The organism is Streptomyces sp. CA-288835 (assembly GCF_050936385.1).
Classification (GTDB): Bacteria; Actinomycetota; Actinomycetes; order Streptomycetales; family Streptomycetaceae; genus Streptomyces.
Genome location: NZ_JBNJMW010000001.1, coordinates 3,350,926 through 3,364,570 on the forward strand (window position 1 = coordinate 3,350,926; position 13,645 = coordinate 3,364,570).

Consider the following 13,645-nt stretch of genomic DNA (forward strand, 5'->3'; position numbering starts at 1 on the left):
AGGTCCTCTGACGGTACGTACGAGATGGGGCGGTACGGGATGCCCGTACCGCCCCTTACTCATGTGCCGTCATGCCCCAACGTGCCGCCACGTCCTCGTCACTTGAGCGCGAGGACCAGCGCGTCCGAAGGCGAACGCCACACGGCCCGGGCCTCCGCGAAGCCCTTTTCGCGCAGCACGCGCGCGTGCCACTCGGCGGACGGGGTGTCGCCGTCGGCGTGCTCTCCGTAGATCTCGAAGCGGCGGGCGGTCGGCTCGGCGAGTACCGGATCCTGGGCGGCGAGCTGCCACCACTCGGTCCAGCCGAGTACGCCGGCCTCCTTGTCCCGGTTCATCCGCTCCTGCCGCTGCGCGCTCTCCGCTGCGTTGATCCTCGGCGTCGACTCGTCGATCATGTGGTCCGCGTTCATGAACACACCACCGTCGCGGACGAGTTCCGCGACCTGACCGTAGAGGGCCGCGAGGGGTTCGAGGTGCAGCCAATGGAGGGCGGTCGCGGTGAGGACGGCGTCGTACGAGTCGTACGGCAGCTTTGTCGTCCAGTCGGGGTCCTTCAGGTCGGCCGTGACGAAGGTGACGCGGTCGTCGTCGGCGAAGGTGCCCTCGGCGATGGCCAGCAGCGCGGGGTCGAGGTCGACGCCAGTGCTGACGGCCTCCGGGAACCTTTTCAGGAGCCGGGCCGTGATACTTCCCGTACCGCATGCCAGGTCGAGTACGCGCGGTGCGGGGCCGACCAGGGCCCCGACCATGTCGAGCATGACCCGGAAGCGTTCCTCACGGTCCGGGAGGTACCACTCCTGCTGCCGGTCCCAGCTCTCCTGCCAGGCATGCCAGTCGGCTCCGGTCACGGTGGTCATGGAAGCCCCTCCCCTCCAGGAGTAATACCCTGGAATCACAGTCAGCCATTACTCGCTCGCAGCACGACCATAGAGCGCCCTCGTAAGGACTACAAGTGGAACTGGCCTATTACTCGGACTACGCCGTACGTCTCGTCAACACCGAGGAACCGGCCCGGGGCAAGGACTCGCTCACCTCGGTCGAGGCCGTCCGCGACCTCTTCGGGGTCAACGCCTCGGCGGCCCGCCGCGCCACGGACGCCGACGTCACCCGCTTCAGGGGCGTACGGGCGCGGCTGCGGGCGGTCTTCGAGGCGGCGGACGGCGGCGACGAGACGCTCGCTGTTGACCTGCTGAACTCACTGCTCCTGGAGTTCCCGGTGAGCCCGCAGATCTCCGGGCACGACTTCCGGGACGACGACGGCCGCCCGCTGTGGCACATGCACCTGGCGGACCACCCCTCGAACGCGACCGCCGGCTATGCCGCGATCGCCGCGATGGGTCTGGCCTTCCACCTCACCGAGTACGGCGTGGACCGCCTCGGCCTGTGCGAGGCCGCGCCGTGCCGCAACGCCTACCTCGACACCTCGACGAACCGTTCCCGCCGCTACTGCTCGGACCGCTGCGCGACCCGCGCCAACGTCGCCGCCTACCGCGCCCGCAAGCGCCTGGAGGCCGACCGGTCGGGGAACACCGGCCGCGCGGCCGAGAGCGCCCAGCGCGCGACCGCGAGCGGCGAACGCTGACCCTCCTTCAGGGGCCGGTACCGGAACCATGCCTTTCCGAGGACGAATTCCTCGGGCACGGTCCCGTAGTCCGTGCTGTCCCCGCCCGCGTACGCGTTGTCCCCGAGCACCCACCAGCCGCCCTCGCGCCGCTCCACGGCGCGCTTGACGACCAGCAGGTCCTGCTGGAACGGATGACGCAGAACGACCACGTCTCCGGGCCTGACGCGCGCTCCGTACTGCACCACGAGCAGATCCCCGTGATACAGCGTGGGCACCATGGACGGCCCGGTCACTTCGGCCACCCCGAAAGGCAAGACAGCCCTCCCGCGCTCGGTCTCCTGCGACAGCTCCGGCATCACCGGCACCTCCCCGGTCCTATCCTCCACCAGTCTCAGTCTGACCCCGGACTTTTGTCCTAAGCCCATGGGGGCACTCGCGAAATCCCGTCCAGCACGGAGTAATGTCCCACCTGAGAAGACGATCACGAGGAAGGACAGCTCAATGCTCTCCCGCCTGTTTGCCCCCAAGGTCAAGGTCAGCGCACACTGCGACCTGCCCTGCGGTGTGTACGACCCGGCCCAGGCCCGTATCGAGGCGGAGTCGGTGAAGGCCATCCAGGAAAAGATGGCCGGCAACGACGACCCTCACTTCCAGGCCCGGGCGACGACCATCAAGGAGCAGCGCGCCGAGCTCGCCAAGCACCACGTCTCGGTGCTGTGGAGCGACTACTTCAAGCCGCCGCACTTCGAGAAGTACCCGGAGCTCCACCAGCTGATCAACGACACCCTGAAGTCCCTCTCCGCCGCCAAGGGTTCCACGGACCCGGCGACCGGCCAGAAGGCCCTCGACTACATCGCCCAGGTCGACAAGATCTTCTGGGAGACCAAGAAGGCCTGATCCTTGATCAGGCTCTCTGACCTGCGATTACGTTGGTTGCAGCGTCTCCCTTTCCGCACCCGGTCCTCGGGGCGCCGAGTATGGCGGCCACGACGGACCGGGTGCGTTCCTTTTTGTCCGGGCGCAGGTCAGCTCAGGACCAGCAGGACGGCCAGTGCGATCAGCAGCGAGTCGATCCGGTCCAGCAGGCCGCCGGAGCCGGGTAGCCAACTACCGGCATCCTTCGCCTGGGCGCCTCTTTTGATCATGGATTCGAGGAGGTCGCCTGCCGGGCCGCCGACCGCCGCCGCGACCGCCATCGGCCAGCTCAGCGCGGACAGCACGGCGAGCGCGCCGACGCCGGCCGCCGCCCCGGCCAGGGTCCCGCTCCATCGCTTGGCCGGTGACAGGGGCGACAGCCGCGGCCCGCCCAGCCGTTGACCGGCGAAGTACGCCGTGATGTCGGCGATCGAGACCGCCACGAACAGCGCGAGCGCGCTCGCCCCGAGCGGCACCAGCGCGGCCAGCACACTCAGCCAGGCCAGCCCGAGCAGACCGGTGCAGAGCCGGTGCAGGCCGTGGTCGGCGTCGCCGGACAGGAGCGGCACCGCGGCCACCGCGAGCGCCCCGATCGCGACCGCCCGGAGCTCCTGTCCGGGCGCCAGCCAGGCGGTCAGCACCACGCCTGCCACCGCCGCGGCCAGTACGACCCGGTCTGGCCGGCCCAGGTGCATCAGCCCGCCGAACTCCATCGCCGCGATCGCCCCTACGGCGATGGCGATGGCCGCGGCGCCCGGACTGCCCCACCAGAACGCGCCGGTGACCAGTGGCACTCCGACTGCCCAGGCGCACCACCGGATCAGCAGCTCCCGGCGCCGGGACGCCACCACCGCGAGGCCGCCAAGGGCCAGCGCCCCGCCGAGGTAGGGCGCCAGGGAGGCGACGGTGATCACCGGGCGGATCCGGCGGCGGGAACACCCGCAGGCATCGAAACTAGTGAGGCCGAACCAGGTCGCAGTACCTCCAGGGCGGCCTGAAAGCCGTCCACAATGCGCGCGTTCTCGGCGGTGTCCTTGACCGCGATGCGCACCGTGCGTCCCTCGTAGGCCGACGACAACGGCGACAGGTCGCGTAGGTAGACGTCGTGGCGGCGGCACTCGTTCACCACCTGTGCGGCACTCGGCCCGCCGGACGGCAGGGTCATGGTGAGGAAGTTCGCCACCCCTTCCTCGACCACGACGGTCTCGTCCAGCCCGGCCAGGTCGGCGGCCAGTTGCCGGCGCAGTGCGTGGGTGCGAAGCCAGCAGTCGCTGTAGTACGCCGGGTCGCGCAGGGCTGCCACGGCGGCCAGCTGTGCCGGGAGGCTGACCGGCCAGGGCGGTGTCCGCAGGCGTAGCTGGGCTGCGGTGGTCGGCTCGGCCACCAGGTATGCCGCGCGAAGACCGGACAGCCCGTACATCTTGGACAGTGAGCTGCAGACCACCACCCGTGGGTCCGTCGCGGCGAGGCCGGCGAGTGACTCGGTCAGGTCGACATAGCCCAGGTATGCCTCGTCGATCCACCAGCGGGTCCGGGCCGGCGCGGCGGCGATCACCGAGCGCAGCTCCGCGGCCGGTGCGTGGCGTCCCGTCGGGTTGTTCGGGTTGACCACCACCACGAGGTCGTAGCGGCCGGAGGCGACGGCAGCGGACAGCCGGGCCGGATCGATCCGCCAGCCGTCTTCGCGCCGCAGCCGGAACCGGTCCACCCGGCAGCCGATCACCCGCTCCGTGACGTGGGCGTACTCGCCGTAACCCGGGTCCATCAGGAGCACCCTGCTCTGCGGGGTCAGCCACTGGCCGAACGCCCGGAAGATCAGGTCCGATGAGCCGGCGCCGACCGCGAGCGTCTCAGTCGGCAGCTCCCGGGCCGCGGCGATTTCCGCCAGCAGGCCCTCGGCGCCGGTCGGCGGCGAGGTCCGGGCGGCCCAGGCCGGGTCTTCCGCGAGCGCCGCCCGCACCCCAGGAGCCGGCGGGAACCAGGCGTCCAGTACGTCGGCCGCGACGACCCGATGGCGCCGGTGCAGGCTACGGAAGTCCGTGCCGATGGCGGTGAACGAGGCGCCGCCGTGTTCGCAGCCGTCCGGCCGGGGTGCGAACGGCATGTCCAGCCGCCAGTCCACTGCGGACCGCAGACGTTCCAACAGGGTGCCGTAACGGTCCCTCGTGACCTTCGTCAGCTCGGTCACGCTGCCGGTCAGCACCTCGAACGTCAACGCACCGCTGTGGACGGTTCGGCCGACGGGGCGCAGGCCGGCGGCCAGGTACATGTCGAGCAGTTCGGTGCGCCCCATCGCCACCACCCGGCGACCGCCCCGGGCGGCGATCCAGCGCAGCGCCGCGTACATCAGCAGCGGTGCCGCGGCGGTGGTCCGCCAGCGCGGCTCCACGGTGAGGATGCGTACCTCGAAGAGCCCGTCCTCGGTCAGCAGCGGCAACTCGTCGCGGGTCAGGTACTTGTCCAGTGCGTACCGCCCCAACCACGGCGGAGTCAGGCTGACGAAGCCGATCCGGTCCGCGCCGCGCGCCGCGACCAGGTAGACGTTGTCGCCGTCCAGCCCGTCGCGCAGTCGGCCGGACGGAACCGGCGCATGCTGGCCCAGCTCCCGTGCGTACACCCGGTGGCGCAGTTCGTGGATCCACTCCAGATCCTCCGGAGTGGCAGCGCGCAGCTGCAGGTCACGTCCCATGAGCACCTCTTCCGACGCGGGCGGGCCGGTCCCATCGTGGGGAACGCGGGTCGGCCGCGACAGCGCCGAGCGACACAGTGCGCCTGAGTACGCGTACTCAGGCGCGGTCGCCCACCGCGTGCTCCGTCCAACGGGGGCCAGTGGCGGGCGAGTTGGTGGGGACCCTCAGTCGGACGGCGGCAGCAGCGTCCCCAGGGGCCCCAAGTCCAAGTTCAGGTCTTCCAGCCGCAGGTCGTAGCGGGCGCAGAGGTCCTGCATGCGGTCGTGGAGGAGCATCAGAGTCAGGCCTACGCGTTCTTCCTGGTCCTCTGTGAGGTCGTTGTTGTCGACTCGGTGGAGGGCCTGGCGTTCCATGAGCTGACGGAGGAGTTCGACGACGGTCAGGACGAGTTTGACCAGGTCGCGTTCGACGGTGTCCGGGTCGGTGGACAGGCGGCGGGCGGCGGTACGGGCTTCCGGGGGCGGGGGCATGGCGGCCTCACTGCGGCTGGGCGGCGGCGTCGACAGCGGCGGCGGCGACCGGAGCGATGACGGCGCGCAGATCGATGCGTACGAGGTCGACGTCGGCGATGGACAGGACCAGGTCGCCCGTGATGACGACGCCGCCCTGGAGGAGGCGGTCGAGGACATCGATGAGGGCGACCGGACGGTCGGCGACGGTGGCTGCGGTCATGAGACGGGTTCCGCGGGGAGGGAGAAGGAGTACGGGGCCCAGGGACCGGTCACTTCCACATGGACGCCCTGGAGGCCCTCAGCCGCTGCCAGGACGCGGGTGCGGAAGTCGCCTACCCGGTCCTCGGGGACGAGGTAAGCGTCATTGCTGACGTTGGGGCCGGGGGCCGAGCCGGCGAGTTCGCCACTCTGCGGGCGGAAGGCCACGCGGTCCACGGCGAGGGTGCCGGCGAGTTCCCTCAGGCGAGCGGCGGTGTCGGTGGCGGCCTGCCAGGCGTCCTCCGTCGAGCGCTTACGGCGGCGGCGTCCGGCCAGGTAGGCGCGGCCGACGCCCAGGCCCTTGGCCGGTTCGGGGTCGGGTGACTCGGTGTCGGGAGCCGCGTAGATCTTGACGCCGAGTTCCACGTGGCCCGTGACGCGGTCCAGCAGGGGCAGGAAGTCGTCGCGGCGGTCCTCCAGGGTCTGCCGTACGCGGCCCTCGTCGCGGTAGACGGTGACCAGGCGCAGCGGCAGCACGGCGATGCCGCGGCCGGTGAGCGAGGCGACCACCGCGTGGTGCCCGCGGGCCGTGGCCTCCAGCCAGTCCAGGTCCTCCAGGCCGGCTCTGACGGACGCCTCGTCGAACTCCGCGGCGGGGACGGTGCCGACGACCGCGGCGAGCGCCGGGGGGTGGTCCGGTGCGTCGTCCCGGGCACCATCCTGGGCCTCGTGTGCCTCGTCCGGAGACCCATCCGAAGTGCCATCCGGTGCGTCGTCGCCGAACTCCAGCAGGCGTATCGGTTCGCCCGCGACACCGCGCAGGTCCGCGACCGCACGGGCGGCCTCCGGGGTGCGGCGCAGCACGGCGTAGGCGTAGACGATGTCCGTCTTCGCGCCAGTGCCGGTGCCGGTTCCGGTTCCGGTGCCGACCTCGGTCTCGACGTCCGTCCTGAGGTCTGTCTTGAGGCCTGGCTCGACGCGGTCGTTGATCTCGGCGTCGATGCCGGCTCTGACCTCGGCCTTGATGCCGGTGCCGAAGTCGGTCTTCACATCGGTGTCCGTGGCGATATCGGTGTGCGTCATGAGGCAGGGCTCCTGTCGGCGGACCGCAGCGCGGCGATCTCCGCGCGCAGGCGTTCGTTCTCCTCGGCGAGGGAACGGACGGGATCCTCGGCCTCAGCAAGAGACCGCCCGTCCGGCCGCTCCTCGAGCGACGCGTCCGGCCGCTCGGCGACGGGCTGCTCCGCGGCACCGGAACTCGCCTGGGAAGCTTGGGAGGCCCGGGAGGAGAGGGTGGGATCGTGTTCCCACCAGTCGATGCCCATCTCCTTCGCCTTGTCGACGGAGGCGACGATGAGCCGCAGCTTGATGGTGAGCAGCTCGATGTCGAGCAGGTTGATCCGGATGTCGCCCGCGATCACCACGCCCTTGTCGAGGACCCGTTCGAGGATGTCGGCGAGGTTGGCGCCCTGCCCGCCCGGCCCCTGCTCGTACGGGGACGGAAGGCGGGACGCCGATCCGCCGAGCATGCCTGCCACCGGTTGCGTCATGGCCGCTGCCCAATACGTCGTGGCGTGACGCGTCGTTGCCCGATGCACCGAGGCGTGACGCGTCGCTGCCCAATACGTCGTGGCGTGACGCGTCGTCGCCCGATGTGCCATGGCGTGATGCCTCGTTGCGTGCTGCGTCGTGGCGTCATGATCCGGAGGCTCGTCTCCATGCGGTGATCTCGTCGAGTCGGTCCAGCAGTTCGTCCTCGCGGCGGTCGTACTCGTCCTCGTCGATCCGCCCGTCCAGCAGGGCCCGTTCCAGTTCGGTCAGGGCCTGTTGGACGGGGGCCGGGTCGTAGTACTCCGCTTCGGCGGCGTCCCGTACCTGCTCGGCGACCCACATCGTGGTGCGCAGGGGCGCGAGTGGCAGCGTGAGGATGCCGGTCAGCAGGCCCATGGGTCAGGCCGCGAAACTGTACGGGGGCAGGGGGCCGCGCAGCCGGAAGTCGTAGCCCTCGCCGAAGTCGCGCGCCAACTGCTGCCCCGCCTCGGTGAATTCGTGGGCGTGAGCGCGTGCGACGAGGAACGAGACGTTGAGGAAGTCGTCCTTCGCCGGAGGGCCCTCGACTCTGGCGCGGGCCAGCGAGGACAACTGCTGCACGACCTGTTCGGCCAGCAGCCGCTGCCGGGCGTCGACCTGCTTGGCCAGCAACTCGCCGAGGGCCACGCGGTCCTCGTACGTGCCGTTGCCGTCCCGGGTGAGCTCATTGAGTCTGCGGGCCTCTTCGGACTCGCCCAGCACCTCGCGCAGCAGGTCGTCCTGGGCACGTGCGGCCTTGAGGTTGAACTCAGTAGTGCCGTGCAGCTCGGCGAGTCTGCGCGTGTACTCCTCGCTCTTCTCCTCCAGCGCTCTTCCGACGGTCACACTGTCGGGGGCGAGCATCCCGAACCGCATGGGCAGCACCGCCCCGTCCGCCATCAGCCGCTCCTGCAGCTCCTGGTGGGCGGTGAGATCACGGCGCTTGGGGCGCAGCTCGGCGGGTGCGGGACTGACGACGGCGGCGAGAGAGCCGCGGACCACCGCGCTCAGGGAGCCGCCGATGCCGCCGACGGTCCGTAGTCCGTCGAGCCGCAGGGGATGGTCGGAGCCGGTGATGGCGTAGACGTACAGGGGAGGGTCGGGTGCCGGATCCGGGACCGGTGAGGCCGGCGCCGGGTGGGTCGGGGCGTCACTCACCGCGCCGCCCCCATTTCTGCTGCTCCTCCTCCTTGCTCACCGCTTCTTCCCCTCCTCGTCGTCGCCGCCGAAGAAGTCGCCGACCGCGTCGACGACGCCGTCTACGGCGCCGCTGATCGCGCCGTTCGTCGTGCCCCTGGCCCCGCTCTCGACCATGTCGCCGACGATGTCGGTGAGCCGGGCGGGCGCCTTCCGGCCCGACTCCAGGTCGAGCCGGTTGCAGGCTTCGGCGAAGCGCAGATAGGTGTCCACGCTGGCGATGACGATGCGTATGTCGATCTTGATCAGCTCGATGCCGACGATCGAGACACGGACGAACACGTCGATGACGAGCCCGCGGTCCAGGATGAGTTCGAGAATGTCGTAGAGCCCGGCGGTCCCCGAACCGCTGGAACTGGAGGCGGCAACGGGTTGCGTTCCGCTTGCTGTGGTCATGACGGTCACGGGTTCGGGTTCCCTTCGCTGTGCTCGCCGTTCCACAGGTACGTACGGGAGGCACAGCGGCCGTGTTCACGGGGGCGACCGAAAACCGCCGTCGGAAGCGGAAGTTGGAGCAGCGGACCGCCGGGGTCTACTGCCGGGGTCTCAACGCTTCTGGTCGAGTTGGCCGCGGGCGTAGCGGCGCACCCGTTCGTAGCCGAGGAGCTGTCCGCGCAGGTCCAGCGTGACGCGGAAGGTGGCCATGACGGTCATGGTGTCGGGAACCCGTACCAGCTCCACAACCTCCACGTCGGCGGTCCAGCCGTCCTGTGTCGGCCGGAGCGCGGAAACGGAATCCGGGGCGGTGCCGAGCAGTTCGGCGAGCTGAGCCGCCGCGCCGCTCATGGCCTGAGCGGCCGTCACACGGCCGTTACTCCCGGCCGTTTCGTTCGTGGAACCCGTCGGCGTGGCGCCTTTCACAGCGCGCTGCGTCCTGGGGGTCGTGGGTGCGTCGGGGTCGTCCGATTCTGTGCTTGCCATGCCCCTACCGTGCCAACTCCGGGGCCCATGTGGGGAGGGGATCTGCCGAAGATCCTGTGACCATCAGCAGCCACCACGCCGCCGACCTGCGCGAAGTTCCCCCGGGTTTCACCGATCGGCTCGCGATTTCAACCGCCCCACCCTTAGAGACCTTGCTCCCGCTCCCGGAGCGCCTCCAGCGCGGCAGCCCGCAGCGCGTCCCGCCCCAGGGCGGCGTACGTCGACACCGCGTCGTCGTAGGCCGCCTTGTCGGCGTTGCGGGCGGCTTCGCGGGCGCGGGCGGAGGACATGGTCGGCTGGAAGGAACGCAGGAAGCGGCAGCGTTCCGCGAGGGCAATCAGGCGGGCTCCCGAACGGATGGCGCCCCGGTCGAGGTCGACCATCGCGAGGGCCAGCAGGAGCGCGCCGCAGACGGGCAGATCCATGTAGTACGCGGGCAGCGCGGCGGTCGGCTGGGAGAGCATCGCCCTTGTCTTGCGCGGGAGTTCACGGACCAAGCCCTCCACGAGATCGAGGCGGCCCTGCTGCGCATGGGCGGTCACGGTGACGGCTTCGGCCTCCAGCGTCCACGGCTCCAGGCCGGTCGCCTCGCCCCCGAAGAGCGGACCGTCGGCGTTCGCCGAGGGATCGGCGGCACGCCGCCACACTTCGAGTCCGGCCTCGGCGTCCCCGCGGGCGATGAGGACCTCCGCCCGCAGCCCGAGGTCGTACATCCGCACCCCGAACCCCTCGTCCGCCTTGCCCACCGTCTGCTCGAGCCAGTACTCCGCCGCGTCGATGTCACCGAGTTGGAGAGAGGCGATCACCAGGGCCCAGCGCACCCCGGTGTCGTCGGCATCGGTGCCGAAGAGCTGGTCCTGGAGGCGCAGTGCGGTCAGCAGGTGACGCCGCGCTTCCTGGCCGCGTTCGAGCTGGACACACAGTTCGCTGACCCGGGCGTGGGCCATGGTCAGCATCCAGGGCGTCCCCCGCGGCTCGAACGCCTCCAGCATCCGCCGCGCCGTCCTGAGCGCCCCCTCCGGATCGTCCTCGCGCTCTCGTACGTAGCTCTCGGCGGCGTTCGCGACACCGGCCACCAGCGGCTCGGGACTGTCGCACAGGGTCGCGAGCGCGGTCGGATCGGGTCCCAGGATCCCGCTCACCACGATCGCCGCGGCGCGCACCAGGGTGTCCGGCGGGGCCGGGGGCAGCCTGCGCAGGACGGTCACCGCGCGCAGCGCGCGAGGGGTCGGGCCCTGCAGCGTCAGCACGTTGGAGGCGAAGAGGGTCGCCAGGGTCCGCGTGACCTCCACGAAGCCGGGCTCGGGCCGGAAGTGGGAGAGGGTCCGGCCGGTCTCCTCGATCAGCGCGATGGTGCGCTGGTAGCTGGAGTCGATGTTCCACAGCCCGGCGAGTACGGCGGCGACGCCCACGATCGCGGGCCGGTCATCGCGGACCTGTGCCAGCCGCAGCGCATGCAGCAGATTGTCCTGCTCGGCGCGGATCCGCTCCAGGCCCGCCACGGATTCGGCGTCGAAGGCCGCATCGTGGTGCGCCCTCCCGAAGTCCCGGGCCCACGCGAGGAATTGCCTCGTCACCCGCTCGCTCTCCCCCGCCTCCTCCCGCCGGGCGGTGCTGAACTCCCGTACGGTCTCCAGCATCCGGAACCGTACGCCCGCCACGGTGTCCCCGACCTTGAGCAGCGACTGGTCGACGAGATGCTCGAGCACCTCCAACACGTCCTCATCACCGAGGAGTTGACGGGCGGAATCCTCGGTGAAGCCGTCCGGGAACACGGACAGGGCCCGCAGCGCGGCCTGTCCGTCCGGTTCGAGGAGATGCCAGCTCCAGTCGACGACGGCGAGCAGCGTGCGGTGCCGCTGCGGCGCGTCGCGCGGGCCGCCGCGCAGCAGCGTGAAGCGGTCCTGGAGGCGGCGCGCGATCTCGTCGACGGCCATGACCCGCACCCGGGCCGCCGCCAACTCCACGGCGAGCGGCAGCCCGTCGAGGTGGCGGCACAGATCCTCAACTGTTCCGGCGGGCAGTTCGACGCCGAGCCGGGCCGCCCGGGCCCGCTGCCCGAACAGCTCGACGGTCGTCGGCAGACTCAACTCCGGGAGCAGATACACGGATTCGGAGGACAGGCCGAGCGGGGCCCGGCTCGTGGTGAGCACCCGCAGGTCGCGGGTCGTGGACACCAGGGCCCGTACGAGTTCGGCGGCGCCGCGTACCACCTGCTCGCAGTTGTCGAGGATGAGCAGCGCGGACGGTCCCAGGGCGCCCGCGATGCCGGCAAGCAGGTCGGTGGGCAGCCCGGCGGTACGTGCGAACTCGCCGGCGCCGAGGGCCGAAGCGACCTCCCCGGCCACGTCGTCGTCGGAGGTGACACCGGCGAGCGGTACGAAGTGCACGACCCGCTGCTCCGCCGCGCGGCCGACGGCATGCGCGAGCCGGGTCTTGCCCAGGCCGCCGGGCCCGATGACCGAGACGACCCGCGAGGACCGCAGCAGGCCGGCCACGGCGGCGATGTCGTCGTCCCGGCCGAGCAGCGGGTTCGGCTCGTACGGGATCCCGTGCCGGACCACGGGCGCCTCGCCCCGCAGCAACTCCTGGTGCAGGGCCCGCAGGGCGGGCCCGGGGTCGGTGCCGAGTCCGTCGCGCAGTCGACGGCGGTACGCGTCGTAGCGGGCCAGCGCGGCGGCCGGCCCCGCCGTGTCGGCCTCGCAGCGCAGCAGTTCGAGCAGCACCTCCTCGTCACGCGGCAACTCGCCCGCGAGCCGCGCGAGCGCCTCGACGGCCTCCGCGCGGCGGCCGAGCCGGGACAGGGCGAGCGCGCGGGCCCGCGTCAGCGCCGCGTACGCCGGGGCACGCGCCGCCCGCAGCGCGGACACCGGATCATCGTGTACGTCGCTGCCGCCGGCCGGTGCGCCGTCCCACAGCGCGAGCCCGGCCTCGGCGCGCGCAAGCGCCTCCGCGTGCTCGCACGCCCGGGCGTGCGCGGCGGCCTCGGCGGTGCACAGCAGCACGGCGGAGCTGTCGACCTGGTCCTCGGCCAGGGCGAGCCGGTAACCGGTCGCGGTGCTGACGACGACGTCAGGACCGAGCTGCGACCGCACCCGGGAAACGAGCACCTGAAGCGCCTTGGTCGGGTTCTCCGGCTGCTCCTCCGGCCACAGCCCGTCCACCAGCCGGGCCGTACTGGCCCCTACCCGCAGATCCTCCGCGAGCAGAGCGAGCAACCCGCGCAGCCGGGGCCCCGTGATCTCCCGGTCGCGATACGAAACCCGCGTCAACAGCGTCAACTCGATGGTCACCGCAGCAGATTAGCCAGCCCCGGCTTATTGGAATGCCGACCGTCCAGGCCCGACCTACGATCCCCCGATGAGCATCCGCTGGACGTACGCCTTCATCGACCGCCCCGCCGAAACCTACGGCCGGGCCTGCGACTTCTGGACGACGGTCACCGGAACACGCCTGTCCCCACCGCGGGGCGACCAGGACGAGTTCGTAACCCTGCTAGCGGAAGAATCGGAAGCAGGAGACGCCTGCGTAAAAGCACAGGGCGTCACTTCGGGCCCCGGAGGCGCCCACCTGGACCTGTGTCCCGAGGACGTCCCCGCACTGGTGGAGTCGGCGCTGCGACTCGGCGCACAGATGGTCGCCGACCTCCAAGGCGGGGCCGTACTCCGCTCCCCCGGCGGCCAGCTGTTCTGCGTGGTCCCCTGGCACGGCGAGTCGGTCCGACCACCGGCGACCCAGGCCCCCGACGGCTCGACAAGCCGCCTCGACCAGGTCTGCATCGACCTGTCCCCACCGGCGTACGACCGTGACGTCACCTTCTGGCCCGCCCTCACCGGCTGGAACGCGTACCCGGGCTCCCGCCCGGAGTTCCACATCGTGGAGTCCCCCGGCCTCCCCGTCCGCCTCCTCCTCCAACGCCTGGACGAGGCCCGCCCCACGTCGGCCCACTTGGACCTGTCCTGCTCCGACATGGACGCGACCCGCACCTGGCACGAGAGCCTGGGCGCCACGTTCGTAAACCGCGGCGCGGGGTGGCTGGTGATGCGAGACCCGGCGGGCGGTACGTATTGCCTAACGGCACGGGACCCGGCGACCGGGGGCCTGCCCGCCTGAGCGGCCTTGGGGAGGTCCAGTGCGGA

16 protein-coding genes are annotated in these 13,645 nt (G+C 71.2%); 3 read left to right on the top strand and 13 right to left on the bottom strand.

The features are described from left to right. Nucleotides 1-98: 98 nt before the first annotated feature. Entirely contained in the window at nucleotides 99-857 is a 759-nt protein-coding gene (locus ACQEVY_RS14910) for a class I SAM-dependent methyltransferase (protein ID WP_432948605.1), read from the bottom strand. Between the two features lie 95 nt (nucleotides 858-952). Here ACQEVY_RS14910 and ACQEVY_RS14915 point away from each other — a divergent pair, with 95 nt between their 5' ends. After that, the gene (locus ACQEVY_RS14915) at nucleotides 953-1,582 is read left to right on the top strand and encodes a CGNR zinc finger domain-containing protein (RefSeq protein ID WP_432948607.1); all 630 of its coding nucleotides are present in this window, start codon (nucleotides 953-955) and stop codon (nucleotides 1,580-1,582) included. On the opposite strand, the gene sodX is transcribed toward ACQEVY_RS14915, so the two are convergent. Further along, nucleotides 1,486-1,920: a nickel-type superoxide dismutase maturation protease gene (sodX, locus tag ACQEVY_RS14920; RefSeq protein ID WP_432955218.1), complete on the bottom strand. Its 435-nt coding sequence runs from the start codon at nucleotides 1,918-1,920 to the stop codon at nucleotides 1,486-1,488. The genes ACQEVY_RS14915 and sodX overlap by 97 nt on opposite strands. Before the next feature lie 145 nt (nucleotides 1,921-2,065). Between sodX and sodN the strand changes: the two genes are divergently transcribed. After that, complete coding sequence (gene sodN / locus ACQEVY_RS14925; protein ID WP_189320739.1) at nucleotides 2,066-2,461, top strand: superoxide dismutase, Ni; 396 nt, start codon at nucleotides 2,066-2,068, stop codon at nucleotides 2,459-2,461. A gap of 128 nt (nucleotides 2,462-2,589) precedes the next feature. Here the strand turns inward: sodN and ACQEVY_RS14930 are convergent, their stop codons facing one another. The 11 genes from ACQEVY_RS14930 to ACQEVY_RS14980 all read right to left on the bottom strand — a co-directional run bounded on the left by ACQEVY_RS14930 (nucleotide 2,590) and on the right by ACQEVY_RS14980 (nucleotide 12,799). Further along, nucleotides 2,590-3,393 carry a phosphatidate cytidylyltransferase gene (locus ACQEVY_RS14930; RefSeq protein ID WP_432948609.1) on the bottom strand — a complete coding sequence of 268 codons (804 nt, stop codon included), beginning with the start codon at nucleotides 3,391-3,393 and terminating at the stop codon, nucleotides 2,590-2,592. Next, a complete protein-coding gene (locus ACQEVY_RS14935) occupies nucleotides 3,390-5,168 on the bottom strand; it encodes an aminotransferase class I/II-fold pyridoxal phosphate-dependent enzyme (RefSeq protein ID WP_432948611.1) in 1,779 nt (592 codons plus the stop codon). The genes ACQEVY_RS14930 and ACQEVY_RS14935 overlap by 4 nt, the downstream gene beginning before the upstream one ends. 165 nt (nucleotides 5,169-5,333) lie before the next feature. Further along, nucleotides 5,334-5,639: a gas vesicle protein K gene (locus ACQEVY_RS14940; RefSeq protein ID WP_432948613.1), complete on the bottom strand. Its 306-nt coding sequence runs from the start codon at nucleotides 5,637-5,639 to the stop codon at nucleotides 5,334-5,336. Nucleotides 5,640-5,646: 7 nt separating this feature from the next. Further along, entirely contained in the window at nucleotides 5,647-5,841 is a 195-nt protein-coding gene (gene gvpJ, locus ACQEVY_RS14945; protein ID WP_432948615.1) for a gas vesicle protein GvpJ, read from the bottom strand. Further along, a complete protein-coding gene (locus ACQEVY_RS14950; protein ID WP_432948617.1) occupies nucleotides 5,838-6,902 on the bottom strand; it encodes a GvpL/GvpF family gas vesicle protein in 1,065 nt (354 codons plus the stop codon). Before ACQEVY_RS14950 ends, gvpJ (ACQEVY_RS14945) begins: the two co-directional genes overlap by 4 nt. Next, nucleotides 6,899-7,369 (bottom strand): gas vesicle protein, encoded by a 471-nt coding sequence (locus ACQEVY_RS14955; protein WP_432948619.1) that lies wholly within the window; start codon nucleotides 7,367-7,369, stop codon nucleotides 6,899-6,901. The genes ACQEVY_RS14950 and ACQEVY_RS14955 overlap by 4 nt, the downstream gene beginning before the upstream one ends. Before the next feature lie 145 nt (nucleotides 7,370-7,514). Further along, nucleotides 7,515-7,766 carry a gas vesicle protein GvpG gene (locus tag ACQEVY_RS14960; RefSeq protein ID WP_432948621.1) on the bottom strand — a complete coding sequence of 84 codons (252 nt, stop codon included), beginning with the start codon at nucleotides 7,764-7,766 and terminating at the stop codon, nucleotides 7,515-7,517. 3 nt (nucleotides 7,767-7,769) lie between these two features. Beyond that, nucleotides 7,770-8,480: a GvpL/GvpF family gas vesicle protein gene (locus ACQEVY_RS14965; protein WP_432955219.1), complete on the bottom strand. Its 711-nt coding sequence runs from the start codon at nucleotides 8,478-8,480 to the stop codon at nucleotides 7,770-7,772. Between the two features lie 102 nt (nucleotides 8,481-8,582). Further along, nucleotides 8,583-8,981, bottom strand: a complete 399-nt coding sequence (gene gvpJ, locus ACQEVY_RS14970) for a gas vesicle protein GvpJ (protein WP_328768716.1) — start codon at nucleotides 8,979-8,981, stop codon at nucleotides 8,583-8,585. A gap of 150 nt (nucleotides 8,982-9,131) precedes the next feature. Further along, entirely contained in the window at nucleotides 9,132-9,506 is a 375-nt protein-coding gene (locus ACQEVY_RS14975) for a gas vesicle protein (protein WP_432948624.1), read from the bottom strand. A gap of 143 nt (nucleotides 9,507-9,649) precedes the next feature. Further along, complete coding sequence (locus ACQEVY_RS14980; RefSeq protein ID WP_432948626.1) at nucleotides 9,650-12,799, bottom strand: ATP-binding protein; 3,150 nt, start codon at nucleotides 12,797-12,799, stop codon at nucleotides 9,650-9,652. Between the two features lie 67 nt (nucleotides 12,800-12,866). Here ACQEVY_RS14980 and ACQEVY_RS14985 point away from each other — a divergent pair, with 67 nt between their 5' ends. Continuing rightward, nucleotides 12,867-13,619 (top strand): VOC family protein, encoded by a 753-nt coding sequence (locus ACQEVY_RS14985; protein WP_432948628.1) that lies wholly within the window; start codon nucleotides 12,867-12,869, stop codon nucleotides 13,617-13,619. The last annotated feature ends 26 nt before the right edge of the window (nucleotides 13,620-13,645 follow it).

Excerpts from the sequence above, each read along its gene's own strand:
- ACQEVY_RS14910 (WP_432948605.1), bottom strand. The coding sequence starts at position 857 with ATGACCACCGTGACCGGAGCCGACTGGCATGCCTGGCAGGAGAGCTGG.
- sodX (WP_432955218.1), bottom strand. The coding sequence starts at position 1,920 with ATGCCGGAGCTGTCGCAGGAGACCGAGCGCGGGAGGGCTGTCTTGCCT.
- sodN (WP_189320739.1), top strand. The coding sequence starts at position 2,066 with ATGCTCTCCCGCCTGTTTGCCCCCAAGGTCAAGGTCAGCGCACACTGC.
- ACQEVY_RS14935 (WP_432948611.1), bottom strand. The coding sequence starts at position 5,168 with ATGGGACGTGACCTGCAGCTGCGCGCTGCCACTCCGGAGGATCTGGAG.
- ACQEVY_RS14940 (WP_432948613.1), bottom strand. The coding sequence starts at position 5,639 with ATGCCCCCGCCCCCGGAAGCCCGTACCGCCGCCCGCCGCCTGTCCACC.
- gvpJ (WP_432948615.1), bottom strand. The coding sequence starts at position 5,841 with ATGACCGCAGCCACCGTCGCCGACCGTCCGGTCGCCCTCATCGATGTC.
- ACQEVY_RS14950 (WP_432948617.1), bottom strand. The coding sequence starts at position 6,902 with ATGACGCACACCGATATCGCCACGGACACCGATGTGAAGACCGACTTC.
- ACQEVY_RS14955 (WP_432948619.1), bottom strand. The coding sequence starts at position 7,369 with ATGACGCAACCGGTGGCAGGCATGCTCGGCGGATCGGCGTCCCGCCTT.
- ACQEVY_RS14960 (WP_432948621.1), bottom strand. The coding sequence starts at position 7,766 with ATGGGCCTGCTGACCGGCATCCTCACGCTGCCACTCGCGCCCCTGCGC.
- gvpJ (WP_328768716.1), bottom strand. The coding sequence starts at position 8,981 with ATGACCACAGCAAGCGGAACGCAACCCGTTGCCGCCTCCAGTTCCAGC.
- ACQEVY_RS14975 (WP_432948624.1), bottom strand. The coding sequence starts at position 9,506 with ATGGCAAGCACAGAATCGGACGACCCCGACGCACCCACGACCCCCAGG.
- ACQEVY_RS14985 (WP_432948628.1), top strand. The coding sequence starts at position 12,867 with ATGAGCATCCGCTGGACGTACGCCTTCATCGACCGCCCCGCCGAAACC.